Annotated in this window: 27 protein-coding genes; 11 read left to right on the forward strand and 16 right to left on the reverse strand. The window is 58.7% G+C overall.

The window, feature by feature from the left end:
• Positions 1–175: 175 nt before the first annotated feature.
• A complete protein-coding gene (locus ACR0JB_RS09695) occupies positions 176–1,615 on the forward strand; it encodes an aldehyde dehydrogenase family protein (protein WP_170396555.1) in 1,440 nt (479 codons plus the stop codon).
• Between the two features lie 52 nt (positions 1,616–1,667).
• Here ACR0JB_RS09695 and ACR0JB_RS09700 read toward each other — a convergent pair whose 3' ends face one another.
• On the reverse strand, positions 1,668–2,519 hold the full coding sequence (locus ACR0JB_RS09700) for a methylated-DNA--[protein]-cysteine S-methyltransferase (RefSeq protein ID WP_170396557.1): 852 nt from the start codon (positions 2,517–2,519) through the stop codon (positions 1,668–1,670).
• Positions 2,520–2,651: 132 nt separating this feature from the next.
• Here ACR0JB_RS09700 and ACR0JB_RS09705 point away from each other — a divergent pair, with 132 nt between their 5' ends.
• The 4 genes from ACR0JB_RS09705 to ACR0JB_RS09720 are packed head-to-tail and all read left to right on the forward strand — an operon-like array spanning position 2,652 to position 6,004.
• Positions 2,652–3,452, forward strand: a complete 801-nt coding sequence (locus ACR0JB_RS09705; RefSeq protein WP_480789873.1) for a class I SAM-dependent methyltransferase — start codon at positions 2,652–2,654, stop codon at positions 3,450–3,452.
• A 41-nt stretch (positions 3,453–3,493) separates the two neighbouring features.
• A complete protein-coding gene (gene nth, locus ACR0JB_RS09710; RefSeq protein ID WP_170349787.1) occupies positions 3,494–4,138 on the forward strand; it encodes an endonuclease III in 645 nt (214 codons plus the stop codon).
• On the forward strand, positions 4,135–5,124 hold the full coding sequence (locus ACR0JB_RS09715) for an adenosine kinase (protein WP_480789874.1): 990 nt from the start codon (positions 4,135–4,137) through the stop codon (positions 5,122–5,124). The genes nth and ACR0JB_RS09715 overlap by 4 nt, the downstream gene beginning before the upstream one ends.
• Positions 5,125–5,152: 28 nt before the next feature.
• Positions 5,153–6,004: a glycosyltransferase family 2 protein gene (locus ACR0JB_RS09720; protein ID WP_170396563.1), complete on the forward strand. Its 852-nt coding sequence runs from the start codon at positions 5,153–5,155 to the stop codon at positions 6,002–6,004.
• A 13-nt stretch (positions 6,005–6,017) separates the two neighbouring features.
• On the opposite strand, the gene ACR0JB_RS09725 is transcribed toward ACR0JB_RS09720, so the two are convergent.
• The 5 genes from ACR0JB_RS09725 to ACR0JB_RS09745 form a co-directional block, all read right to left on the reverse strand.
• Entirely contained in the window at positions 6,018–6,851 is an 834-nt protein-coding gene (locus ACR0JB_RS09725; protein ID WP_170506213.1) for a DUF547 domain-containing protein, read from the reverse strand.
• Positions 6,848–8,221, reverse strand: a complete 1,374-nt coding sequence (locus ACR0JB_RS09730) for a radical SAM protein (protein ID WP_170396567.1) — start codon at positions 8,219–8,221, stop codon at positions 6,848–6,850. Before ACR0JB_RS09730 ends, ACR0JB_RS09725 begins: the two co-directional genes overlap by 4 nt.
• 71 nt (positions 8,222–8,292) lie before the next feature.
• Entirely contained in the window at positions 8,293–9,003 is a 711-nt protein-coding gene (locus ACR0JB_RS09735; protein WP_170376213.1) for a glutathione S-transferase family protein, read from the reverse strand.
• A 64-nt stretch (positions 9,004–9,067) separates the two neighbouring features.
• Positions 9,068–9,607 (reverse strand): RNA polymerase sigma factor SigZ, encoded by a 540-nt coding sequence (gene sigZ, locus ACR0JB_RS09740; protein WP_170396569.1) that lies wholly within the window; start codon positions 9,605–9,607, stop codon positions 9,068–9,070.
• A 6-nt stretch (positions 9,608–9,613) separates the two neighbouring features.
• Positions 9,614–10,099: an RNA pyrophosphohydrolase gene (locus ACR0JB_RS09745; protein ID WP_170396571.1), complete on the reverse strand. Its 486-nt coding sequence runs from the start codon at positions 10,097–10,099 to the stop codon at positions 9,614–9,616.
• A gap of 137 nt (positions 10,100–10,236) precedes the next feature.
• On the opposite strand from ACR0JB_RS09745, the gene ACR0JB_RS09750 reads away from it, so the two are divergent.
• Positions 10,237–12,264 (forward strand): 2,4-dienoyl-CoA reductase FMN-binding domain-containing protein, encoded by a 2,028-nt coding sequence (locus tag ACR0JB_RS09750; RefSeq protein ID WP_480789875.1) that lies wholly within the window; start codon positions 10,237–10,239, stop codon positions 12,262–12,264.
• 13 nt (positions 12,265–12,277) lie between these two features.
• Here the strand turns inward: ACR0JB_RS09750 and ACR0JB_RS09755 are convergent, their stop codons facing one another.
• Positions 12,278–12,886, reverse strand: coding sequence for a LysE family translocator (locus tag ACR0JB_RS09755; RefSeq protein WP_170396573.1), 609 nt, complete (start codon positions 12,884–12,886; stop codon positions 12,278–12,280).
• 78 nt (positions 12,887–12,964) lie between these two features.
• Positions 12,965–13,405 carry a DUF4399 domain-containing protein gene (locus ACR0JB_RS09760; protein WP_170360769.1) on the reverse strand — a complete coding sequence of 147 codons (441 nt, stop codon included), beginning with the start codon at positions 13,403–13,405 and terminating at the stop codon, positions 12,965–12,967.
• Positions 13,406–13,632: 227 nt separating this feature from the next.
• On the opposite strand from ACR0JB_RS09760, the gene ACR0JB_RS09765 reads away from it, so the two are divergent.
• On the forward strand, positions 13,633–14,544 hold the full coding sequence (locus ACR0JB_RS09765; protein ID WP_170349776.1) for a LysR family transcriptional regulator: 912 nt from the start codon (positions 13,633–13,635) through the stop codon (positions 14,542–14,544).
• A 24-nt stretch (positions 14,545–14,568) separates the two neighbouring features.
• Positions 14,569–15,894: a methyltransferase family protein gene (locus ACR0JB_RS09770; protein WP_226689098.1), complete on the forward strand. Its 1,326-nt coding sequence runs from the start codon at positions 14,569–14,571 to the stop codon at positions 15,892–15,894.
• A gap of 169 nt (positions 15,895–16,063) precedes the next feature.
• Here the strand turns inward: ACR0JB_RS09770 and ACR0JB_RS09775 are convergent, their stop codons facing one another.
• Genes ACR0JB_RS09775 through ACR0JB_RS09795 form a run of 5 tightly spaced genes read right to left on the reverse strand, consistent with a single transcriptional unit; the run spans position 16,064 to position 19,747 of the window.
• Positions 16,064–16,783, reverse strand: a complete 720-nt coding sequence (locus tag ACR0JB_RS09775) for an SDR family NAD(P)-dependent oxidoreductase (RefSeq protein ID WP_480789876.1) — start codon at positions 16,781–16,783, stop codon at positions 16,064–16,066.
• Between the two features lie 48 nt (positions 16,784–16,831).
• Positions 16,832–17,734, reverse strand: a complete 903-nt coding sequence (locus ACR0JB_RS09780; RefSeq protein ID WP_480789877.1) for an OmpA family protein — start codon at positions 17,732–17,734, stop codon at positions 16,832–16,834.
• Positions 17,731–18,303, reverse strand: a complete 573-nt coding sequence (locus tag ACR0JB_RS09785; RefSeq protein WP_170549945.1) for a peroxidase-related enzyme — start codon at positions 18,301–18,303, stop codon at positions 17,731–17,733. The genes ACR0JB_RS09780 and ACR0JB_RS09785 overlap by 4 nt, the downstream gene beginning before the upstream one ends.
• Complete coding sequence (locus ACR0JB_RS09790; RefSeq protein WP_170506234.1) at positions 18,300–19,028, reverse strand: GNAT family N-acetyltransferase; 729 nt, start codon at positions 19,026–19,028, stop codon at positions 18,300–18,302. Before ACR0JB_RS09790 ends, ACR0JB_RS09785 begins: the two co-directional genes overlap by 4 nt.
• Positions 19,025–19,747 carry a competence/damage-inducible protein A gene (locus tag ACR0JB_RS09795; RefSeq protein ID WP_170349770.1) on the reverse strand — a complete coding sequence of 241 codons (723 nt, stop codon included), beginning with the start codon at positions 19,745–19,747 and terminating at the stop codon, positions 19,025–19,027. The genes ACR0JB_RS09790 and ACR0JB_RS09795 overlap by 4 nt, the downstream gene beginning before the upstream one ends.
• 52 nt (positions 19,748–19,799) lie before the next feature.
• Here ACR0JB_RS09795 and sfsA point away from each other — a divergent pair, with 52 nt between their 5' ends.
• On the forward strand, positions 19,800–20,507 hold the full coding sequence (gene sfsA / locus ACR0JB_RS09800; RefSeq protein ID WP_480789878.1) for a DNA/RNA nuclease SfsA: 708 nt from the start codon (positions 19,800–19,802) through the stop codon (positions 20,505–20,507).
• A gap of 105 nt (positions 20,508–20,612) precedes the next feature.
• Entirely contained in the window at positions 20,613–21,755 is a 1,143-nt protein-coding gene (locus ACR0JB_RS09805) for an amidohydrolase (RefSeq protein ID WP_170396581.1), read from the forward strand.
• Between the two features lie 37 nt (positions 21,756–21,792).
• On the opposite strand, the gene ACR0JB_RS09810 is transcribed toward ACR0JB_RS09805, so the two are convergent.
• The gene (locus ACR0JB_RS09810) at positions 21,793–23,481 is read right to left on the reverse strand and encodes a tetratricopeptide repeat-containing sulfotransferase family protein (RefSeq protein WP_480789879.1); all 1,689 of its coding nucleotides are present in this window, start codon (positions 23,479–23,481) and stop codon (positions 21,793–21,795) included.
• 191 nt (positions 23,482–23,672) lie between these two features.
• On the opposite strand from ACR0JB_RS09810, the gene map reads away from it, so the two are divergent.
• Positions 23,673–24,497: a type I methionyl aminopeptidase gene (gene map / locus ACR0JB_RS09815; RefSeq protein WP_480789880.1), complete on the forward strand. Its 825-nt coding sequence runs from the start codon at positions 23,673–23,675 to the stop codon at positions 24,495–24,497.
• On the opposite strand, the gene ACR0JB_RS09820 is transcribed toward map, so the two are convergent.
• On the reverse strand, positions 24,473–24,652 hold the full coding sequence (locus ACR0JB_RS09820) for a hypothetical protein (protein WP_480789881.1): 180 nt from the start codon (positions 24,650–24,652) through the stop codon (positions 24,473–24,475). The genes map and ACR0JB_RS09820 overlap by 25 nt on opposite strands.
• Before the next feature lie 24 nt (positions 24,653–24,676).
• Complete coding sequence (locus ACR0JB_RS09825) at positions 24,677–25,312, reverse strand: HAD family hydrolase (protein ID WP_480705526.1); 636 nt, start codon at positions 25,310–25,312, stop codon at positions 24,677–24,679.
• Positions 25,313–25,327 lie beyond the last annotated feature (15 nt).

Below are 25,327 nucleotides of genomic sequence, written 5' to 3' on the forward strand. Positions count from 1 at the left end.
TCCTTTGTTGTGAAAAACCCGAGTCGATTGCCGTAAACCTAAACACTTTGCGCGATTGTTAAACCACATAAGGGCGTCAAATAATTTGATCAAATTTTTCCTTGCCGTGCCCTTGCCTCGGTGACAGAGTGGCCGCGATTCCCGGCTTCGGGCTGTTGGCACAGGAGGATGCGCCATGATCGAAAAACGCGATTTCTATATCAACGGTCAGTGGGTCGCCCCCTCGGCGGTCAATGACTTTCACGTGATCAACCCCTCGTCCGAGGAACCCTGCGCGGTGATCTCGTTGGGCGCGCAGGCCGATACGGATGCCGCAGTCGCTACGGCCAAGGCGGCTCTGCCCAGCTGGATGGCCACTCCTGTTGCGGAACGGATCGCACTGATGGAGAAGCTCGTTGAGGTCTACCAGACCCGCTCGGAAGATCTGGCGCAGGCCATGTCGCTTGAGATGGGCGCGCCACTGGATATGTCGCGCAGTTCGCAGACAGGTGCGGGAATCTATCACCTCAAGAACTTCATCCGCGCTGCAAAGGATTTCCAATTCGAACGCCCGCTGGGCGATCATGCCCCCAATGACCGCATCATTCACGAGGCAGTCGGCGTTGCGGCCCTGATCACACCGTGGAACTGGCCGATGAACCAGATCACGCTCAAGGTCGGCGCGGCGGCAATTGCGGGTTGCACAATGGTGCTGAAACCGTCCGAGCAAAGCCCGCTGAACGCGATGATCTTTGCCGAGATGATGGACGCTGCAGGATTCCCGCCCGGCGTGTTCAACCTGGTGAACGGCGATGGGATGGGCGTCGGCTCGCAACTTTCGGCACACCCAGATGTGGATATGGTCAGCTTTACCGGATCGACCCGTGCCGGAACCGCGATTTCCAAGGCTGCAGCCGAAACGCTGAAGAAAGTGCATCTGGAACTGGGCGGCAAAGGCGCGAACGTAATCTTTGCCGATGCCGATGAAAAGGCGGTCAAACGGGGTGTGCTGCACATGATGAACAACACCGGCCAAAGCTGCAACGCGCCCAGCCGCATGCTGGTCCAGCGCCCGATCTATGATCAGGCAGTGGAGATTGCGGCAGAGGTAGCCAACAAAGTCACCGTTGGTCCCGCGCTTGAGGAAGGTCGCCATATCGGCCCTGTGGTGAACGAGGTGCAATGGACCAAGATTCAGGACCTGATCCAACAGGGCATTGATGAGGGCGCGCGTCTGGTTGCTGGCGGCACCGGACGGCCCGAGGGTTTGAACAAGGGCTACTACGTCCGCCCCACCGTCTTTGCCGACGCCAATAATCAGATGACTATCGCGCGTGAAGAAATCTTTGGCCCGGTCCTGACCATGATGCCCTTCGACACCGAAGAAGAGGCCATCGAGATCGCCAATGACACGCCTTATGGTCTGACCAACTATGTCCAGACACAAGACCCCGCGCGCGCCAATCGTATGGCGCGGGTGCTGCGGTCGGGCATGGTTGAAATGAATGGCCAGTCACGCAGTGCCGGATCACCGTTTGGTGGGATGAAGCAATCCGGCAATGGGCGCGAAGGCGGCGTTTGGGGCTTGGAGGACTTTCTGGAAGTCAAATCCGTCGGTGGCTGGGCTACCGAGTAATCAAGTTTGATTAATCCAATTGTGAGGCACCTTACGGTGCCTCGCTCTGTTTTCAGGCTTCCGCCTGTGCAGCCTCATAGGCCAGCATGGCGCGTTTGACCGGCAGGCCCCAATGGTAGCCGCCCAAACCGCCAGATTTCCGCAGCGCCCGGTGGCAGGGGATCAGCCAGCTGACCGGGTTGCGCCCCACAGCCGTGCCAACCGCACGCACCGCTTGCGGGGACCCTACCCGCTGCGCGATCTCGGAATAGGTGGTGACCTGGCCTGATGGGATGTGCATCAAAGCCTCCCAAACTTTGATCTGCAGGGGTGAGCCGATCAGGTAGAGCGGTGTCGGCTCCAACCGATCACTGACCGATCCAAACGCGCTCAGTACCCAGGGGCGCAGGCGCATAGGGTCCTCGACAAAGTCCGCCTGTGGCCAGCGCGACAGCATATCCTCCATCGCGTCTTCTTCACCGGTCTCGGCGCCGAAGGCCATGCCGCAAATGCCTTTGTCGGTGCCCATCACCAGCGCCGGACCAAAGGGGCTTTCGAACCAGCCCCAATAAATCGTCAGTCCTGCCCCTTTGCGGGCATATTCGCCGGGGCTCATGGATTCCCATTTCAGGAACAGATCGTGCAGACGGCCAGAGCCGGACAGACCGACATTGTGGGCGGTTTCCAACGTCGTGAACCGTTCGCGCAGCAGCGCTTTGGCGTGGCCCAGTGTCAGGTATTGCTGATACCGTTTCGGCGATACCCCGGTCCAGCGCGAGAACAGGCGCTGGAAATGCGCCGGGCTCATGTCCATCTGGCGGGCCAGCTCATCCAGGCTGAGGGGCTCACCGCCCTGATCAATCAACTCAATCGCGCGCCGCATGACGTTATAATGATAGCCGGACTCAGCGTTCTGGATGTTCATATCGCACCTCCTTCGTTGCATTGATCTTAATCCCTCAGACGCAATCAGAGCGACCCGGAACATGCGCAACCGCCCATCAGTTTGTCGAAAAGGCCATGCTTTGGTAACTTGCGCCATTTCTGGAGCTTGCCAATGTCGTCAATTGATGCCTTTCGCCTGTCCGAAGCAGCAGCACGTAAATATCAGGATCACTCGGTACCCGCGATGTTCGCTCCATTGGCAGAAGCCACAGTAAAGCGGCTGGATTTGCCAACGGACGGACATGTACTGGACGTTGCCTGCGGAACCGGAGCGTTAACGCGGGTCATTATAGAGCATTTGCCCGGACAAGGCCGTGTTGTCGGGACGGATCTGAACCAATCAATGATTGATATCGCTCAATCCATGACCACGCAGACGGACCATAGGGTGGAATGGGTTGCGTCCGATGTTTCGGTACTGCCCTTTGACGCTCAGAGTTTTGATCTGGTTTGCGTCCAACAGGGGTTGCAATTCTTCCCGGATAAACCTGCGGCACTGTCCGAAATATTCCGGGTGCTCAAATCGGGCGGGCGCCTGAGCCTAACATGCTGGCGCGCTATCTCTCCCTTCAACGACGCGCTTGCCGAAGCATTGGCAACGCATGTCAGTGACGACGCGGCACAAAAGGCTCGCGCACCCTTTTCGTTCCGGGACGGAGACGTGATCACCTCTTTGCTGCGAGACGCCGGTTTCTCGATCACCTCGCATGACAGCATCGTTCTGCAACGTCGGTTTGAAGACCTGAGCGCTCAGGTACTCGCGTTACCGGTCGAGCTAGACATGCGTGCCAAAGGAGAGGCCGTGATTGACCAGGTATTAGAAGACATTGCCGCCCGGCTTGCGCCTTATGTGCAGGACGGCGTGTTTATCGTGCCGCAGGAGGCACATTTCTTTGTCGCAACCCGACCCTGACGCTCTTTACCCTGTGGCCCGCACACGGCATTAAGGCCCGGATGGCAAAACAACTCGATTATCACACGATCCGCGAGATCTTTACGCGTTTCCATGACGCCGACCCCGAACCCAAGGGCGAGCTGGAGCATGTGAACGTCTACACCTTGGTCGTAGCCGTAGCGCTGTCTGCGCAGGCGACGGACGCGGGCGTCAACAAAGCCACACGCGCGTTGTTCAAGGTTGCCGACACCCCGCAAAAGATGCTGGATCTGGGCGAAGACGGCCTGATCGAACATATCAAGACCATCGGCCTGTTCCGGCAAAAGGCCAAGAACGTCATCAAGCTCAGCCGTATTCTGGTTGAAGACTATGGCGGCGAGGTGCCCAATTCCCGTGCGGCACTGCAATCGCTGCCGGGGGTGGGGCGCAAGACGGCGAATGTGGTGCTGAACATGTGGTGGCGCTATCCGGCGCAGGCGGTGGACACCCATATCTTTCGTGTCGGCAATCGCAGCGGCATCTGCCCGGGCAAAAACGTGGACGCGGTCGAGCGTGCCATCGAAGACAACATTCCAACCGATTTCCAGCTGCATGCACATCACTGGCTGATCCTGCATGGCCGCTATCACTGTAAGGCGCGCAAACCCATGTGCGGCACCTGTATCATCCGCGATCTCTGCGAATTTGAGGACAAGAACCTATGAAAACCTACCAGCTTGTTGGCATCGGAAACGCCGTTGTGGACGTGATTTCCCAGGCCGATGACAGTTTCCTGGAACTGATGGGCATCGAAAAAGGCATCATGCAGCTGATCGAACAGGAACGCGGCGAGGTGCTGTATGCCTCGATGGAAGGTCGGGTTCAGACGCCGGGCGGGTCTGTGGCAAATACCATCGCCGGGGCCGGCGCACTGGGGCTGGATGCCGCGTTTATCGGACGAGTGCATGATGACGCGCTGGGCCGGTTCTATGCGGATGCGATGAACGAGGATGGCGTGGATTTCGTGAACCCGCCGGTGCCGGGTGGCGAACTGCCGACCTCGCGCTCAATGATCTTTGTCTCGCCCGATGGGGAACGGTCGATGAATACCTATTTGGGGATTTCGTCCGAGTTGTCCTCGGCGGACGTCTCTGCTGACGTGGCAGGCAACAGCCAGCTTATGTTCCTTGAGGGGTATCTGTTCGACAAGGAAAAGGGCAAGGCGGCGTTTCTTGAGGCTGCGCGAAACTGTCACAAAGGCGGCGGAATGGCGGGCATCGCTATTTCGGACCCGTTCTGTGTGGAACGTCACCGCGTCGATTTCCTGCTGCTGATCGAGAACGAGCTGGATTTCGTCATCGGCAACGAGGCCGAGATCAAGTCGCTGTTCGAAACCGACGATCTGGAGGAGGCGCTGGCAAAGACCGCCGCGATCTGCCCTCTGGTCGTGTGTACCCGGTCGGGTGACGGGGTAACGGTTCTGTATGACTGCCAACGCACCGATGTTCCGGTGGAAAAGGTGGTGCCGGTGGACGCGACCGGCGCGGGCGACCAGTTTGCCGCCGGATTCCTGTATGGCTTGGCCACCGGTCGCGATTATGAGACCTGCGCCCGCATCGGCAATGTCTGCGCCCGCGAAGTGATCAGCCATATCGGCCCAAGGCCCGAAGCAAATATGCAGGAACTGCTGCGCGCCGAAGGCTTGCTGTAAAAAGTCAGGACCGGACAGAGGGCATCGCATGAAAATAGCTGCGCTGACGATGGTGTACCGCGACTATGAAATGCTAGCGCGCTGGTGCAACTATTACGGCGACATGCTGGGCCGCGAAAACCTTTTTATCGTCTCTCATGGTGCCGACCCACGGCACCGTGAGATTGCCCAAGGGTGCAACTGCATCACTGTCCCAAGGGAGCCCGTTGCGAATTTCGACACGTGGCGGTTCGAAATGCTGCATCGCTTCGTTCAGTTTCTGTCCAGTTCTTATGATTGGGTCATTCGCACGGATTCGGATGAGTTCATTGTCGCGGACAGGGCATATGGAACCGTGCCCGAGATCCTGCAGCGTCAGGAGGTTCCGTTCGCCTTTGCCCTCGGCCTTGAGGTTTTCCAACACGAAAGCGAAAAGGAACTGACGCCAGACCCTATCACCACCCAGCGGCACTATGGTCTGGTTCTTGCCAGGTATTCCAAGGCGTTTGCGGTACGAAATGGCATGCGGCTGGAAAACCATGGGGTTCACATAAACCCTCGAGGGTCATCTTCCTACACTGTAAACATGCCTGAAGGGCTATATTTGCTGCACATGCGGATGTGTTCGAACGCCGTGCATCAGGCCCATCGTGACCGAAAGATCATGATGAAGAACGCGCCGCGTTCGTGGAAGAATCTGGACAAGTGGGAACGGATTATTCTTGACCACATTGCTTTGGGTCAGGTCGAAGATAGCGATGCTCATCTAAGTCACGTCCGGAACGTTCAAAGCAATCGCCACAGACCGGCCTGGTATCGGCGCGGTATCCTTTTGCCTGTTGTGACACCCGACATGAACCGCGTCGTGGAACTCCCGCAGGGTATTCTCGGCCAGGTGTGATCGGAAGATCGTGCTATGAACCGGCCGCGTCGTTCAGCCGCCAATCGTAATCATACGCCCTGACCCGCTGTGTTTGCTGCAGTCGGGCCCGCAAGTCGGGATCGGCGACCGTTCGAATATAGGACAGCACGGCCTGTTCATTTGGTCCAAAATCTTCGCGGAACCAGATGTAGATTTTTGACAGGACAGGCCTCCCGTGATCATTGAACCGCACTCCGCGCGGATCATTGACATAGGCACGCTCGGCCGCGGCAAAGTCCTGCTCCAAGGTCTCGGCCTGCCAAGCGCGGCTCATCAGATTGGGACAACCCACGGCCGCGCAGTTCAACGCATAATGGATCCGGGGCTCATCATATGTGGGTCGGATGATGCGATGCTCGATATCGTTCAGGGTTAGCGTCTGCCCCGCCACCTCAACCAGAGGCCGGTTCCAGGGGCCGATCGACAGCGGCCCGTCTTTGATGTCGCGGATCGAGGCGACGGGATAGTTTTCAAGAACCACATCCACCGTCACCGCATTATAGAGATTGATCCAATAGGCCAGCTGCTGATCGCGGGTCAGTTGCATCGGATCCACGGCTTGCAAATCGGTCAGATAACCATCCAGCCGCGCCCGGTCGGCCTGCGTCACCTGCCTATAAGCCAGCCGATTTACACCTTGCGCATCCGGCGCGACATAACGGGACAGGAAAGCCGTCCAATCACCGTGATCAACCCGTTGTCCGGGCAGTGGCGCATAGCTGGTCAAGGTCTGCCCCGGCAAGGTCTCAGGCGCGGGCAGCGCCAGACGCTCAACACTGGCGCAGGCGGCCAGCAAAGGCAGCAGCAGGATCAGCAGGTATCTCATGACGCGTCCTTCCGGGTCTGGCGCAGGGCCCGCATTTGACCCTTGAGCCGCTTCAGCGGGGCAAGCGAGGGGTCGCCAAGCTCGGGCAGATCCGGCCCACCAGACAGGCGCGGCACGGCGGCGTTCCACCAGCTTGGGCCGGTCGGGCCTTCGATCCGGTCCGGCCTGGCCAGATGCATATCGCGCTGCGCATTGTGTACACACATCGACAGCGGTCCGTTGGCCGTCGCGACCATGAACACGCATGAGGCGCAGCGATCCTCCTCAAGCGCATCCGCCGCCATGAAGTTATGGATGAACACGGCCTGCCGCCGCACCGGGCCGCGCAGCAGCCCTGATCCCAGACGCACCACGCTTAACGCCAGATGACCAAGCGCCCGCGAGGCCAGAAGCGGGTGCCGCCAGATCATGCGCCGCAGTTTGGGGCGGATGCGGATATGCGCGTCCTGTTTGTCGTCCACGCCCTCAAGCGCGGCGATCACCCGATGCACCAGCCGCCGGTTCGACAGCAACGAGACCGCGCGCCCTCCGGCGGTGACCACACTGGCATAACGATTGCATTTGGAATGCCCAATGGCAGCAGTGTCGAAATGCAGCGGCGTGCCGTAGCCTGCTTCGATCGCGCGCGTCACACTGTCCTGCGTGATCGCATCGGGCCGCACGCGCATAACACCGCGCCCGGTATCGGCCTGCATCTGGAACGACACAAAAGCAACCTCGGGGCGGTCACGCAGAAACCGGGCCAATTTCGGTATCTCGCCGAAATTGCCGCCAAACACGGTGGTATTGAACAGGATACGCAACCCCAACCCGCGCGCGCGGCGGATGTAGGCGCGGCGCACGGTGTTCAGTTCGACCTCGGTGCTGAACCCTTTTCGTTCCTGGGTCAGGTCGACGTGAAAGGCGACATCATCCAACCCTGCCGCTGCCAGCCGCGTCAGAAAAGCCCGGCTGGCGCGGATACCGTTGGTCATCAGGCAGGACCGCATGCCCAGACGGCGGATCTCGCGGCACAGGGCCTCAAGATCCTCGACCTTGCGCAGGGTCGGGTCACCGCCCGTCAGTTGTACCGAGACACCTTTGCCATAGTGGCTGCGGATCGTGGCGAGCCGTGCAAACAGAACCGAAAGCGGTGGGTCAAAGGTCATCTCGGCCCGGTCCGAGAGGTAGCATAGCGTGCAATCCAGATTGCAGTGCTGGGTGACCTCAAGCGCGACGCAGGCGATGGGGTAAAACCGCCCCGCTGTCTGTCCCGCACCAAATTCACCGCAACTTAGCAAACCACCACGCAAGGGGGCACGACGGTCGGTGCCTGTGAACTTGCGTCCGGCGGGGACAATGGCGGGCTGGGGATGCGCGGTGTCTTTCATACGCACCAAGCTAGAGAGGGCTCGGACATGCGGCCACGCCCTCTCACGCCAACGTGCGGGCCGGTGAACGATCAGCCGCAGCAGCCACCGGATTGTTTCACTTCGGTCGCCGACGGAGCCTCGTTCACATTCGCACCCCGACCCAGCCAGGTGCGTTCGGCCAGATAGAAATCGGTGAAGCGGTCGTGAAAGTCGTCGGACACGGATTTCTGCGGAATGCCCGTGGCCTGTAGGGCCCGCTGCCACGCTTTCACCTTGGGATAATCGGCCAGCATGTCGTGCCCACTGTAATCGGCGACAATCGCAGCGCGGTGCAACAAGGGCAGCCATGCCATATCGACATTGCCCAGCGTTTCACCTGCAAAGAACGGACCATCGCCCAGTTGTTTTTCCGCCTTGGCAAAGGCGGCGTTCAATTTGGTCACGCGTTCACCAAATACCGCGCTGTCCGCACTTTGCATGGTGCTGCACTGAACCAGATAGTGTTTGCTGGCCTGATAGCTCCACGCTCGGTTCAAGGCGCGCTGTTCGGGCGTCAGATCGGGTTGCAGCGGGGTAGCGACTTCATCAAGATATTCAGCGATTGCGTCTGACTCGAACAGCGGCGTGCCGCCTTCGGTCACCAGCACGGGCACCTGGCCGGTTGGCGACAGCTCAAGAAACCAATCGGGCTTGTCGCTGAGGCTGATGAAGTCGATTTGATAGGGCATCTGCTTGGCCTCAAGCAACGCCGTGACGCGCTGAACGAAAGGGCAAATTTTAAAGCTGATGATACGGATCATTGGTCTTTCCTTTTGGTTGCTTCACCTGTCAGACGAAGCCCACGCCAAAAAGACGACGATCAGATCAACATTTTCTGCAATTGCTGGATTTTTCCTGCACGTCCGAGATGTTTCCCCGCACATCCATCGAAATATTGCAGCAGTCTTCAAACGCCTTGCGCAACTCGGACCGACCATTTTGAACGCGTGACTTGAGGGTCGAATAGGACAGCCCATGCGCCTGTGCATAATCGCGTTGTGACATGCCATTGATGTCTATGGCCATCAACATATCTGCGGTCTCGGCGGGCAGACCCCGAATGAAGGGTTCGACACAGCCTTCAAGATCCTGACGGGTTTCGGGATCATCGCGATGATACCACAGGTCATCCGGATGCGCCTGCGCACGGCCCGCTTTGCGATAGTGGTCAATGATAGTGCGATCCGCCGTCTGAAACAGCCACGGCTGCAGCTTGGCCGGATCTTTCAAATCAGGCAGGCCGGTGAAGACCTTGACCGAAATCTCTTGCAGCAGGTCATCCACATCCGCCGCATTAGACACGCGCGAATGCAAAAACGCCTTTAGACGAGCGCGATATTTCGGCCAAATATCTTCGATCTGCATGCTGGTTTATGACAGGTAATCGGCGAACGCGTCCACCACCTGCTCATAGACCTCACGCTTGAAGGGCACGATTTCCGGGATCAGCTTGCCGGGGTCTTGCCATTTCCAGCGGGTGAATTCCGGGTGCTCGGTTGCGATATTGATCTGATCGTCGCGGCCGGTAAAGCGCAGCAGGAACCATTTCTGTTCCTGCCCGCGAAAACGGCCTTTCCAGATATTGGGCACAATCTCATGCGGCAGGTCATAAGGAAGCCAGCCATCGGTCTCGGCCACCACCTTGACCAGATCAGCGGTCACGCCTGTTTCTTCCCATAGCTCACGCAAGGCAGCATCGCGGGGGTTCTCACCCTTGTCCACCCCACCCTGCGGCATCTGCCACGCGTCCTTATGGCGGTCATTACGCTGGCCGACAAAAATCTTGCCGTCGGCATTCATCAGCATCAACCCGACGCAGGGGCGATAGGGCAGTTTGGCGATTTCTTCGGGGGTCATGCGTGGCCTCATGGGGATGTTCAGGCAACCTCTAACAAGCGCCGCGAGGTCCGCAAAGGGGGTGACGTTAGGTTTCGCGTGACAAAGATTACGCGCGCGTCAATTTAGGTTGCAAATTCGTGAGGGAGAGTTTCGCCATGACTGCGTACCCAAACATGCTGGCCCCGCTGGATCTGGGTTTTACCACGTTGAAGAATCGCGTGCTGATGGGTTCGATGCATACAGGGCTTGAGGAAACCGGCGACTGGAACCGCGTGGCCGAGTTCTATGCCGACCGTGCGCGGGGTGGCGTGGCACTGATGGTGACGGGCGGGATTGGCCCGAACCTTGAAGGCTCGGTCATGCCGGGTGCGTCAATGATGACCAACGACAAAGAAGTGGCGAACCATTCCATCGTGACGCAGCGGGTACACGAAGCAGGCGGCAAGATCGCGATGCAGATCCTGCACGCGGGCCGCTATGCCTATGGCCCGAAATGTGTAGCACCCAGCCCTGTGAAGTCTCCGATCTCGCCGTTTCCGCCAAACGAGTTGGACGAAGACGGCATCGAGAAACAGATCAGCGATATCGTCAACGCTGCCCGATTGGCCCAGAAGGCAGGCTATGACGGGGTCGAGATCATGGGCTCTGAAGGGTATTTCCTGAATCAGTTCCTTGTAACCCACACCAACAAGCGCACCGATCGTTGGGGCGGGTCGTATGAGAACCGGATGCGCCTGCCCATCGAAGTCGTACGCCGCACGCGCGAGGCGGTGGGAACGGACTTCATCATCATCTACCGCCTGTCGATGATTGACCTGATCCCCAACGGCTCGACCCATGATGAGGTGGTGGAATTAGCGCGGCGGGTCGAACAGGCCGGTGCGACGATCATCAACACCGGCATCGGTTGGCACGAGGCACGGATTCCGACGATTGCGACCAGTGTTCCCCGCGCCGCCTTTGCGTGGGTGACCAAAAAGCTGATGGGCAAGGTCTCGATCCCCGTGATCACCTCAAACCGGATCAATACACCGGCAGTGGCAGAAGAGGTTTTGGCGACAGGCTGCGCCGATATGGTCTCAATGGCCCGCCCAATGCTGGCGGATGCGGATTTCGTGAACAAAGCGATTGCCGGGGACAGCGCCAAGATCGCGCCTTGTATCGCCTGCAACCAGGCCTGCCTGGATCACACGTTCAGCGGCAAGCTGACCTCATGCCTGGTTAACCCGCGCGCCTGCCACGAGACCGAGTTGGAGATTGCCAAGGCAGATACGGTCAAGACGGTGGCTATTGTCGGTGCTGGCCCGGCTGGTCTATCCACCGCCATGACCGCCGCCCAGCGCGGCCATGAGGTCACCCTGTTCGACCGCGCCAGTGAAATTGGCGGTCAGCTGAACATGGCCAAACAGGTACCGGGTAAAGAAGAGTTCTGGGGCCTGGTCGACTGGTACCGCACCATGATGGCTGATCTGGGTGTGAAGGTGGAACTGAACCGCGAGATTAGTGCCGATGACCTGACCGGTTTTGACGAGGTGATCATCGCCACCGGTGTTACCCCTCGCGATCCGCAGATACCGGGACAGGATCGGGACAACGTCCTCAGCTATATCGACGTGCTGCGCAACAAGGCCGAGGTCGGCGCGTCTGTCGCCGTGATCGGCGCAGGCGGCATTGGTTTTGATGTGTCCGAATTCCTGATTGAAGACGGGCATAGCCCCACAACCGACCTGCCCGTCTGGATGAAGGAATGGGGTGTGACCGACCCCGAGGATCACCGCTCGGGCCTGGCCCCCGAAGGCCCGCAGCCCGAGGCTCCCAAGCGGCAGATCGCCCTGTTGCAGCGCAAGAAGCAGGCACACGGCAAAGGGCTGGGCAAAACTACGGGATGGATTCACCGCGCAACGCTAAAGATGAAAAACGTCAATTTCGTAGGCGGCGTGAACTATGAACGCATCGACGAGGACGGCCTGCATGTAACCTTTGGCGAAGAACGCGCTGATCCGACTGTCATCCCAGCGGATACGATTGTTCTGTGTTCTGGTCAGGTGTCTGAACGCTGCCTTGCCGACGCGCTGATCGATCGCGGCATCACCCCGCACGTGATTGGTGGCGCGGATGTAGCGGCAGAGCTGGACGCCAAGCGGGCGATCAATCAGGGCACACGGTTGGCGGCTAGCCTCTGAGCTCGTACAAAGGTTACTCGGAAAGCGCGAGCTTGACGCCCAGCGCACCAAACGCGGTTGAGAAACACCGCTTGATCCAGGCCATGACGGATGGTCGGTGAATGACATAATCCCGCGCCAGCGCCGCGCAGGCTCCGTATCCAACAAAGACCACAAAGGTCAGTGCCATGAAGGCAAGGGCGAGCTTGATCAGTCCCAGCCCTGCGTTCGCCGTACCTGCCGGTAAAAACTGTGGCAGGAAGGCCAGAAAGAACAAGGATAGTTTGGGGTTCAGAACATTGATCAAAGTTCCGGTCACCGCGACTTTGACGTGGCTTACCGAGGATTTCTCGGCATTGACCTCCAATGCGCCGCCATCTTTGAGAATCCCCCAAGCCATATAAAACAGATAAAGGACACCCAGATACTTGATGAGCTGAAACGCCAGCGCGCTGGTATGCAAAAGCGCGGCAAGCCCGATGATACTGGCAAGTGCTGCCGGAACGATTCCAATTGTACATCCAACTGCGGCCGCAAGGCTGGCGCGAAAACCGCGCCCAAGACCAACGGCCAGCGTGTATATCACACCGGTCCCCGGCAATAGCACCACAATTAGGGATGTCAGAAAAAACTCAAGCGACATGCCGCCTCCAACTTGTTCCGAGGCAGAGTTTCCGACAATCAAATTAATGTAAACCGTTTTCGCTGGCAGTTCTGGTGACTACTCCACCGTAATCGTAATCACCTCGGACACAATTGGCGTTGTATGCGGCACGTGGCCTGCATCGCCCAACACCAGTTGCAGCGTGTGTTCACCGGGGGCAAGGTCCAGCGTCACTTCGGTCTGACCGCCACCAAAATGCAGGTGATTGTCGTCTGCGGGCAAACCATAGGCCAACTCATCCGCGCCGTCTTCGCCCTCACCTAGCGGTGGGCGGTCAATCAGCAAATGATGGTGACCGGTGTTTTCCTTCTCGGTCCCAGCCGGGGCCACGCCCATGCCGCTAAGACCAAAGACCACCGTCACAGGGGACTTGACGGTATCCCCGTCCGCCAGATTGACGAAATAAACCTTTGCTTCGGGGTTGGATGGCGTTTCTCCACCGGCCAACGCAAGGGTTGCGGACAGGCACAGGGCAGCAAGGGCGAAAAAGGCTTTCATGATCTCCTCCGTGGTCACAAATTTGCCATTCTCATCTTAGCATATTCGCGCCAATGCCCCTAAACCCTTTGTCTTTTTTGGGGTGTAGTCACCTTGGAAACTATTGTTTCCGCGTTTCCCATCTGCAAACGATAGCAATTAAATCCCTGATATTATCCCATGTCTGCCCCGTTTCCGCCCAGATTGGGCGCCAAAGTCAGGCAGAGACAAAACGCCGGGGAACGAGTATGGACCGACTGACCGAAATGGAAGCCTTTGCCAATGTGGTGGATCAGGGTGGGTTCACCGATGCGGCCAAGAAGATGGGTATTTCCAAATCTGCAGTATCAAAGCATGTATCAAGCCTAGAGGCACGGCTGGGCGCACGATTGCTGAACCGTACCACGCGTCGGGTATCCCCGACCGAGATCGGGCTGGCCTATTACGACCGCGCGCGCCGCGTACTGAATGACGCGGGCGAAGCGGATGCGCTGGTCACCTCAATGCAATCGGCACCTTCTGGCCTGCTGCGAATCAGCGTGGCGACGGATTTCGGGGTGAACCATCTGTCGCCGGTGCTGTCGGACTTTTTGGCCGCGTACCCGGATATCACCGTGAATATGGTTCTGAACAACCGTTACGTGGAATTGATTTCCGAAGGCTTCGACGTCGCCGTACGCATTGGTGAGCTTGAGGACAGCACCCTGCGCGCACGTAAACTGACCGAAACCGTGAAACGGATGGTTGCCGCGCCCAGCTATATCGAGAAATTCGGTCGTCCGCAGAAAATCGACGATCTGAATGAACACAAGCTGCTGCATTACTCGAGCCAATCCTCGGGCAATGTCTGGAGGTTGACGGCACCGTCAGGTGAAAAAAGACAAGTGCGCACCGCCGGTTGGCTCAGCGTGAATGACGGTCAGTCGCTGTTGAACGCCGCGATCTCGGGGCTGGGGATCGCATATCTGCCCAGCTACCTGTATGCCGAAGCGCTGAAATCCGGCGAGGTACTGGATGCGATGCCGTCATTGCCCGATGAGGTGCAGGGTATCTATGCCGTCTATCCACCCGGCCGCTTCACGCAGCCCAAAGTACGCGCGTTCATCGATTTCCTGGTTCAGTCCTTTGCGGAAAAAGGCCTGATGGATTGGGTGGACTGACCCGATGCTCAACAGGCGGAACAAATGAATACAGCTATTCAGACCGAGAATAGCACCGAGCACGCCGATGGCGACGCACGTCCTGCATCGTCAACAGGGTCAAAAACGCCCCCGGTTTCAGCCGTAAGCGAAATCACTGGCCTGATTGGCGTAGTCGGCCTTTTTGCAGCAACATTGGCAGCCGTCTATTTCGACACGCCGTTGTTGCAGTCCATTCAGTTGTTGTTGGCGGGTGCCGCGCTTCCGATGATTGTGTCGTCTATCCTGCTGGACAAGGCCCATTTGCGCGCCTCAACAGGATTGGATTATGGGCTGAGGAGGCACTCTTCAGATGTTGTCTCAATCACGGTAACAAAGACCCTGGGCCTTGGGGCGACCTTTTTCGTCATCGCCATGGCCTACCAGATCATTCCGACCTACGACTCGTCGAAATACGAGCTGGTTCGCGCACTGACCCTTGCGTGGTTTCCTATAATTTGGATTCTGTCCCCAGCTTATATTGCCTTCACCACCCGCCACATGGTCGAGCCGCGCGACGAACTTTGGCACTTTGGTAAGCTGATCACCCTGCAGCTTTCCGTCGTGGATTCTGACAAGATCAAAGACCATTGCAGGACATGGCTGGTCAAAGGGTTTTTCCTGGCCTTCATGATCACCATCCTACCGCAGATCGTCAGTTTCGTGACCAACGCGGATCTAGAGAGCTTTTTTGCCGATCCAGTGTCGCTCATCCTGCTCTTGATCCAGGTTTCCTTTCTTGTGGATGTGTGCATCGGGTCGATTGGCTATGTCTGCACGTTCCGGGTTCTCGATTCACATATTAGAACTGCGAACCCGTATCTGTCTGCCTGGGTCGCTGCGCTGGTGTGTTATCCCCCCTTCGCGTTGATGACCGCTGGCGGCCCGCTCGACTATCGCGCAGGCACGCAATCATGGACGGATTGGCTGTCGGATCAGCCTGTGCTTTTGATTGTTTGGGGCGGCGTAATTCTGTTGCTTGCCATAATCTATGCCTGGGCAACCGCTGCGTTCGGGCTTCGTTTTTCGAACCTGACCCATCGCGGGATTATCACGACCGGGCCGTTTCGCTATTCCAAGCATCCTGCCTATCTGTCCAAAAACATCATGTGGTGGATGCTTTACATGCCATTTCTTTCGGCCGTCGGACCAGCGGCCGCCCTTCAAAGCTGCATTTTGTTGTTGGGGGTGAATGCACTGTATTACGCGCGCGCTAAGACGGAAGAAAAGCACCTTATGACCGACGAAGACTATCACGCCTATGCTGACTGGATCGCGGAAAATGGCCTGATTGCGCGCTTGCGAAATCAACGTCGCAGTCAGAAACCCTGACGGTCAGAGCCAACCGAAGGCGATTAGTCTAAGAACAACCACAGATCGTCTTCGTTTTGTCGACAAATCGTCTCTATTGCCAGTGATAGTGCAAGTAACAGGAAATATCTCCCCCGGTGAACCTCGACGGCCCGCGCATCAGTGCGGGTCTTTTTTTCTTGATTGTCTTTTAGAAACGCTCGACCCAAGGACGCAAGGTCAGCTCGTTGCTCCAGGCGGATCGGTCCTGATGTACCAAATGCATGTATTCCCGCGCGATGGCGTCCGGGTCCAACATGCTGTCGGGATTGTCCGTGGCCTCAACCCGTTCCGGACGGGACGCATTGCGGATGCCACCGTCGATATTGACCCACGCCACGTGGATGCCTTTGGGGTGCAACTCGCGCGCCATGGATTGCGCCAATCCGCGTTGTGCAAATTTGCCCATGGCAAAGGGTGCGGACAGCGGAAAGCCTTTGACCCCAGCCGAGGCACCGGTGAACAGAATCGTTCCGCGCCGGTTGTCCCGCATCGGCTGGTCCAGCATGCGGCGGGCAGCGGCCTGCCCTAACAAAAAGGCCCCGTGGGCCGTTACTTCAACCGCCATGCGTACCGTTTCGGGGTCCAGATCGGTGATGGGACCACGCTGCCGGGCCGAGGGGTTGTAACAGGCCACACGCAATTCACCCGGCAGATCGGCGACCAACGCCGCCACGCCCGTGGCATCCGTACCGTCCAGCTGATGAAGCGTCGCACCCGTTTCGGCAGCTAGTGGTTCCAGTTTCGCGATATCGCGCGCGGTCAAGTGCAGCGCATATCCATCCCGCGCCAAGGCCCGCGTGAATGAGGCCGACAGGCCTGCCCCCGCGCCGATGATCAATGCCTGAGGGGTTTGTGTCTGATCGGCCATGGCGGGCTCCTTCACTCTTGGTCCTCTCACTGACCTAAGTCGGTGCGATCAATTGACCAGCAATACGGCCTCAACCCGGCGATTCAGGTCGCGCCCTTCGGCGGTCGCGTTTGACGTCAACGGCGCCAGATACCCAATCCCCCGCGCCTCAAGCCGGTCGGCGGCAACCCCATGCGCCTCGATCAGGCGGGTTCGCACCGCTTGCGCCCGACCCGTGCTAACCGAGATATTAGCATCCAGCGCGCCGGTATCATCTGTGTGGCCCACCAACGCCAGCCGCGTACCCGGATTGTCGGCCAAATACCCGGCAATCAAATCCAGAGAGGCAAAGGGCCCGTCACCCAGCGTGATCTCACCGGTACGGAAATGCAGGTCGTCCAGAATCACATGCCCGTTCTGGGCCAATTCGCTCAGCAGGCCGTCCGTGGCGTTGACCGTTTCCTCGATCACCAGCGGCGGCGGAGCAGCGACACCAACCGGGGTGACACGGATCATCTGCACATAGCCGCTGGGCGGGTTGCGGCTGACCAGCAGGCTCAGCACCTCATCCCCGCGCGTGGCAGCCAAGAAGCGGTAATCCTGGATCGAGACATACATGTCGGGGGTCGGCACCACCTCGGTTCCGAAGCGAAAGTCGAACCCGCCGCAGTTCCGAGCCTCGCATTCGAACAAGACCTCATAGCCCTGCGCGATGATCTGTTCACGCAATGGCGCCAACAATTGCAACGTGGTGCTAGAGCCCGATTGCACACGCCATGTGATGCGCTCAACCTGCCCTTCGACGTGGCGCACGGGCAGGCTGCCATCGGCAAAGGGACCAGTTGGCAGATCGTAACTGTCCAAGGGGCTGACACGGTCGCTGAGCTGGCGCGCGCCGCTAGGCAGGGTCAGGTCTTGCGCGGCAAGCGGTCCGGCCAGCAACAACAGGATCAGTAAGGCAATTCGGGTCATCGGGCCTGCGCGTGATATTCGTCATTCGGGGCCATGGCCGTAGCACTGGCAACCCGGTTCGACATGTTGAAAAATCCGGTGACATTGGCAAGGTCCCAGATATCCCGGTCTGTCAGCCCGACATCCCGTAGGTGTTGGCGATCGGGCTCTTCGATCTCGGCGCTGGAAGTCGTCATTTTGGCGGCGAAATCCAGCAGCGCGCGCTGTCGCGGGTCCAGTGGCGCCACACGGTAGTTCATCACCAGCATCTCACCCAGTTGTGGATCGCCCGACAATTGCCGCACCGCTGCGCCATGGGCCACAAGGCAGTAAAAGCACTTGTTGATCGCCGAAACGACCACGGCGATCATTTCCCGTTCCAGCTTGCTCAGCCCACTGTCGCCAAGCATCAGATCGTTATACGTCGCGGTAAATGCGTTCAGCTTGTCGATATCAAACGCATAGGCCCGCAGCACATTCGGTACAAAGCCCAGCTTTTCCACACAGATATCAAAATACTTCTGCGTCTCGGGCGGCAGCGGGTCCACCATCGGCAAATTCAGCGCGGTGGGCATATTCTGGTCGGTCACGTCAGGCTCTCTCCTTGGACAAGCTGACGGTAGTGGTATTCGCCGACAATCTCCATCCCAAGTGCGTGATAAAGCCCGTTGGCTGCCGCGTTCGCCTTGGTGCAGATCACGCTGAGTGTTTCGGCACCGTTTTCCTGTGCCCAAAAGGCTGCGGCGCGCATCGCCCAGGCACCCAACCCGTGTCGCCGGTGCTGCGGCAGAACCTCAAGCGCGTGAACCATCGCAACACCGTCTTGAATTGCGACAAATACAGTACCGGCGGGCTGATCGTCGCGGCGCAGCAGTAGCCCGGTTTTCGGGCTCTTCGCCCGCTCCATCACCGCAACACGTGCCGGACCAATTCCACCCTGCGCCCAAATCTCGCGCATAATCGCAAGGGGTTCCGGTGTTGGAAAGACCATCACGCGCGGGATCGGTGTATCCGTCAGGTGATCAGTTGGGCAGGCATAGATGTTAACCGGATCCAGAACCTCATACCCGCACGCGGCAAGCTGAGCATCCAATGCCTCATCCCCCGGACGCAGACAGAACAGGCGCTTTTGCCCCATTGCCTGCATTGCAGCCTCGGCAGCGCTGATATCAGCTTCGGTCACCGGGCCCAGTGCACTGGCCGCTGACACCCGCGATCCGCCGCCCTGCCCTTGTCGCAGCTGAAACGGCCCCAGCCGTTCATAGCCCGCAGCGGGCCAGGTGCCGTCAACGATGTCGGACCAGTTGACGCTCACAGATCAAGCTCTTTCGCCAACCGGGTGACAGCCGCGTCGATCCGTGCCCCGTCTGTGCCGCGCACAACCACGTTCGCCCCAAACACGCCGTTGATCTGGTACGGGTAGCTGCCGATGGACAGGTCCGAGAAATCTTCAGCTAAGGCGGACAGCGGTCCCGCGATATCACCCTCACCACGTTCTACGCGCAGGGTTTGCGACAACAACGGGCTGCCACCGGTCAGGCCGGGCAACACGCTGGCAACCATCGCCTGAAACACCGAGGGCACCCCGGCCATCACATGCACGTTCTGAATGGTGAACCCCGGCGCGGTCGAAACCGGATTGTCGATCAGCGCCGCCCCGTCCGGAATGCGCGCCATACGCAGGCGGGCCGCGTTCAACTCCTGCCCGGATTTGTCATAGCGGGCCTGCAACAAAGCGCGCGCATCCTCGCGCACGTCGATAGGCGTGTCGAACGCACGGGCAATGCTGTCGGCGGTGATATCGTCATGGGTCGGGCCGATCCCACCGCTGGTAAAGACATTGTCATAGGCTTCCGACAACGCCTTGACCGCCGTTTCAATGGCGGATGCGTCGTCGCTGACAATGCGCACCTCTTTCAGATCGATGCCATGTTTGGTCAGTTCACCGGCGAGGTAATGCATATTCGCATCTCGGGTGCGGCCTGAAAGGATTTCATCCCCGATCACCAGCATTGCAGCGGTTGGATTGGCCATGGCGCGTGCCTCCCTCTTGATCGACCTTTGGGGCAGGTATAGGCCCTGAGGCATGAAATTTGAAACCCCCCTTGTCCCCGCCCGCCTGATCCGACGCTACAAACGCTTCCTGGCCGATTGCACGTTGGAGGACGGGCGCGAGGTGACCGCACACTGCGCCAATCCAGGCTCAATGATGGGTCTGGCGGAGCCGGGTGAGAAAATCTGGCTTGAGCCCAATGACGACCCGAAGAAGAAACTGAAATACGGCTGGCGTTTGGTCGATCATGAAAATGGACACTTTACCGGGGTCGACACCTCGGTTCCCAACAAAGCCCTGCGCGCGGCACTGGAAGCTGGTGAGATTCTGGAACTTGCGGCCTACAGGACCGTCCGCCCCGAGGTGAAATACGGCGAAAACAGCCGCATCGACTTTTTATTGACCCAACCGGGCCTGCCAGATGCCTATGTCGAGGTCAAAAGCGTCACCCTGTCTCGCCAACCGGGACTGGCCGAGTTCCCGGACAGCGTCACTGCGCGCGGCACAAAACATCTGGGCGAATTGGCGGAGATGGCGGCGCAGGGGCACCGCGCGATCATGCTGTATCTGGTGCAGCGCACCGATTGCGACCGGTTCGCGCTGGCCGCGGATATCGACCCAGCCTACGCGGCCGCGTTCGAGATCGCGCGGGGGCAAGGGGTCGAGCGGCTGATTTACGGCACGCGCATTGCACCCACCGAAATCACGGTCGGCGAAAGGATTCGGGCGCAACCCGGATAAGGCCGGATTTTATCTGTTGCGCCCGTTGCCATTTCCCGGTCCGCGCGTTTGACTATACCCGGGTCACCCGCACCAACGATTTACCCACCAGTCAGGGGAACGCACTTGGAGTCCAATCAAGAAAAGCTAGTTGCCTTGCGGCAAGATTTTCACCGCTTTCCGGAACTTGGGTTCGATGAGACACGTACCAAGGCCAAAGTAGCGGAATTTCTGCGCGATCTCGGATTAGACGTTCACGAGGGCGTCGGCGTCGTGGGGGTGTTGAAAGCGGGTACAGGCAACCGGGCCGTCGGGCTGCGCGCTGATATGGATGCCCTGCCGATTCATGAGACCAGCCAGCACGATTACCCCTCGGAGACCGACGGCGTGATGCATGCCTGTGGGCATGACGGCCACATGACCATGTTGCTTGGCGCCGCGCAAGAACTGGCTGCTGATCCCGGTTTCGATGGCACCATAGTTTTTTTGTTCCAGCCCAATGAAGAACATGGGCTCGGCGCGCGGGCGATGATTGATGAAGGGATTCTGGAACAGTTTCCGGTGGACGAGATCTATGCCATTCACAACCTTCCCGGTGCCCCTGTCGGGCAGATATCGACGCGGACCGGGTTGATCTGTTCCTCAGAAAGCCTGTTCGAGATTGCCATCACCGGTCAGGGGGGTCATGCCTCGATGCCGCAAGCAGGGCGCGATGCGATCACCATTGGCGCGGACATGGTGCAGGCATTGCAGACCATCGTATCGCGCAAACTTGCCCCCGGTGCCGGGGCGGTGGTGTCAGTGACCGAGTTTCTGACCGATGGGCAGCGCAATGTTCTGCCGGGACATGCGACCTTGAAAGGCGACGTACGCGCCCGCAGCCCCGAAGACCGCATCACTATCGAGGGCCTGATGCGCGAAATCGCACGCGGTGTGGCCATCGCGCACGGGGTCTCGGTCGATGTCACGTTCAACACGGAATTCATCGAAACAATTAATGCCGAGGAACCCACACAGGCCGTTGTTCGAACCGCACGATCCATCGGCGCCGACACCATCCCCGACCGCCAGCCCATGAGCTTTTCCGAAGATTTCGCCCATTTCAGCGCGGCCGTTCCGGGCTGTTTTCTGCTGATGGGGAATGGCGAAACCGGACCGCATGGGCAACCGCTGCACTCCAGCGATTACGATTTCAATGATGAATTGCTGCTCTTGGGGGTCGATTTCTGGACTGCGCTTGCGCGCGATCGTTTGCCCGCAAGGGATTGAACCGAAGCGGCCACAATGGATAAGGGCGCAATAGGTTTCAGGCTTGCTGTTCCTCAGCATCGCCCGGCGCATCCAGAAACTCTGCCCACAACTCGGCATCCAGTCCGTTCACAAACGGCTCGAACTCATCTGTCACCGCCTGCCAGCCCCCGACCGAGGCGGCATTGACCGGCTTGCGCGCCTGTAGGTTACTGGCCGTCTTAATCGCATTCGGGGACTTGTCCGGTGACAGCATCGCGTCCTCAAAGGACAGATCGCAGATCTGAGCCAGTTCTTTTGCGGTTTCTTCCAGATTGCCTACCAACGTCTCGTACCGAACGTCGTGAATGCGCCCGGGCAGTACCTTGTGCCAGTGCCGCATATAGCGCTGATACCGGTTGGCCTCGGCCGCCATCCAGTCCAGGTCATGGGTGAAATACAACCCGCCCGCGCCAAAATTCGCGCGCCACATGGACAGCGCGACATCGCGCGGGTCTCGCAGCACGTTAAAAATCACGGCATTGGGGAAAGCTTGCGCAATCTCACCCAAAAAAGCGTAGTTGCCCGGTGCTTTGTCCACAAAAGCCACTGCGCCATTTGTCAATGAAGGCAGCTTACCCATGTAGAAATCGGCCAGATTATGAGCCTCGCGCCATTCGGGTGGTTGCGCTTCGGCCTGTCTGGCCCATTGGTGTACTGATGCCAGCTCACCCAAACCCTGAACAGCAGAGTGACGGCCCAGAATACGCTCGACCAGCGTGGTGCCCGACCGGGGTAGACCAACCACAAAAATCGGCCGGGTACTGCCCTTGGATGGTTTGGGCTGGGCAGCGGGCAATGGCGCAGCCAGCCGTTTATCGCATTCCTGCACGCTGCGTTCTTCCCAAGAGTCAAACCCCGCACGCTGCATCAAATGAGCCTCAGACAGGTGCTGCATTTCAAGCGGTGTGTTCTTTTCGCGGCGTGCCAGGCTGGCCGCAGCAAAGCATACCATCACAGCATCCTTAGGGTTTGGCACGCCGCGCTCCAGCGCAGCTGCGATCTGCGTCTTCAGCGTTGCGGCATCCTCGAAGGTCAGGTTGGGCAACCCCGCCATCATCTCAAGCGCCTCGGGGTGACCAGGCGCTTGCACCAGGGCTGTGCGTAGGTTCTTTAACACCTCGCCAAGCTGGCCCAAACCCAACTGAGATCTGGCAAGACGCAACAGGCCGGGAAGAAACCGCGGGTTTTTTCGAACCAGCGTATTCAACATGTCTACAGCACTATCCCATTGCTGCAACGCGTCCAGAATGTCCGCCTTCAGAATTTGCGCATTCACATTGGCGGGTTCGCGCTTCAGGACTTGTTCGATGGCTACAAGGGCCATTTCCGCTTCTTGCTCTTGCAGCAGGGCCAACGCCTGAATGAACAGCTGCGCCGGGCTGAGAGGACCACGTGCGCTGATTTTTTCCAAAAACTTCAAGGCAGTAGCCGGTTCGCCGCCTTGAATCAAGCTCAGGCCATAGTTCTGGATCAGTTCGGCATTGCCGGGGTCCAGCCGCCAAGCGCGTTCAAAATACATCTGGGCCTGCTTGAAGTTCTGCTGCTGAATTGCGCACAGACCGGCAATTCGGGGCAACGCCGCAGCCTTAGGCCATTTCTTGGCCGCCTTGGTGGCGCGTTTAAAGGCCTGATCCAGCCGACCAGCCTGGAGAAGCGCGCTGATATTGGTGATCTCGGCCCTCAACTGGTCTGCTTTTCTTTGCATTTGCACGCCTTCTCCTGTTTCGCGCACCCGCGCAGCCTTGCTTTGTGCTAGTTGAAAATTACCTGAGGGTCTATATGCGATCAGGTACCAGACCGGGCGCGGACTTGACATTACGACCCAACGCCCTCTGGTACTTTCTGCACAAGCAGCGTAAAAGGAGTGCTGCGCGAAACATTTGGAGCCTCGCATCCATGAAAGAACATCGTGGCCGTCTGACCAAGGATGGCATCCGCATCTATGAACAGGGTGACTTTGCCGGCATGCACGCGGCAGGGGCACTGGCGGCGCGGATACTCGACGATATTGCGGATCATGTCTTTCCCGGCCAAACAACCGGTGAGATCGACCGCCTGATCACTCAGATGGTCGAGGATGCAGGCGCAACGTCGGCCACCATAGGCTACAAGGGCTATCAGCACGCAAGCTGTATCAGCGTGAATCATGTGGTCTGCCACGGCATCCCAGGCGACAAGCGCCTGAAGGATGGCGACATCCTGAATATCGACGTTACCGTCATCGTTGACGGCTGGTTCGGCGATACTTCGCGCATGTTCGTGGCCGGTAAACTGCCCCGCAAGGCAGAGCGTCTGATTCAGGTGACCCATGATGCGCTGTTCAAAGGCATTGAGATGGTCAAGCCGGGCAACACCTTCGGCGATATCGGCCACGCGATTCAGGCTTATGTCGAGGCGCACCGGATGAGCGTTGTCCGCGATTTCTGTGGCCACGGGTTGGGTCGTGTGTTCCACGCCCCGCCCAACGTGCTGCACTATGGCCGTCCGGGGACTGGAGCGAAGCTGGAAGAAGGCATGTTCTTCACCATCGAGCCGATGGTCAATCTGGGCCGCCCCGAGACCAAAACGCTGGCCGATGACTGGACCGCCGTGACCCGTGACAAGTCACTGTCGGCGCAGTTCGAACATTCGGTGGGTGTCACGGCAGATGGGGTTGAGATCTTTACCCTGTCACCGGGCAACAAGTTTCACCCAACCTATTCGTCCAGATTGACGGCCTGATCGCGCAATAGCTTCAGCAGCAATGTCTCATCCCGCCACGGCGTCACTGCGTCGTGAATGAATACCGGTGCGCGCATGGGATTGCGTTCGGGGCCGGTAGTCGATTCCGTATCCTTTGAAAGGGTCCAGATCGGGGGATTTAAGGTACGGTCCATGCCCCGAATGCTAGCACGTCCAGGTCAGATTCCCAAAAGCGTCGGAACCTCGGCCATATCGGTAAAGACTTCGGCCCCAAGTTCCGCCAGCTTCTCGCCCTGCCCATGCGGCGCGTAGGCCAGACAGCGCATGCCCGCGCGTTTGGCTGCCATTACGCCGTTCTGGCTGTCTTCGATCACCACTGGTGCGGTGGCCCCGAATTGATCGGCGGCCGTCTGGAACATGACCGGATCAGGCTTGGCGGTTCCCAAGACATGGGCGGAGTACATTGCGCCGCTAAAACGCTCCCACAAACCGTTCTGGCCCAGAGTAATCTGCATTTTGTCGGGACTTCCATTTGACGCCACACAGAAGGGGATGCCCTTAGCATCCAGCGCGGTCAGCAGTTCCGGAATACCCGAAACCAGTTCCACGCCCTGCCGCAAACGATCATAGGTTTCTGCATAAACCTCATCGACCCAATCTTCGGGCAAGTTTGCGCCCAGCGCGCGGGCCTTGTCGCGCACTCCGGTCATTGTCCCCCCAAGAAAGAACGCAACACTGTCTTCCAGCGTCAAGTTCAACCCATACCGTCCAAGATTGTCGACCAGCACCTGATTGGACAGCGGTTCACTGTCCACAAGAACACCGTCGCAATCGAAAATGACCAGATCGTGCATGCCTGCCCTCTTTGT

It is taken from the genome of Ruegeria sp. BI7 (assembly GCF_056537925.1).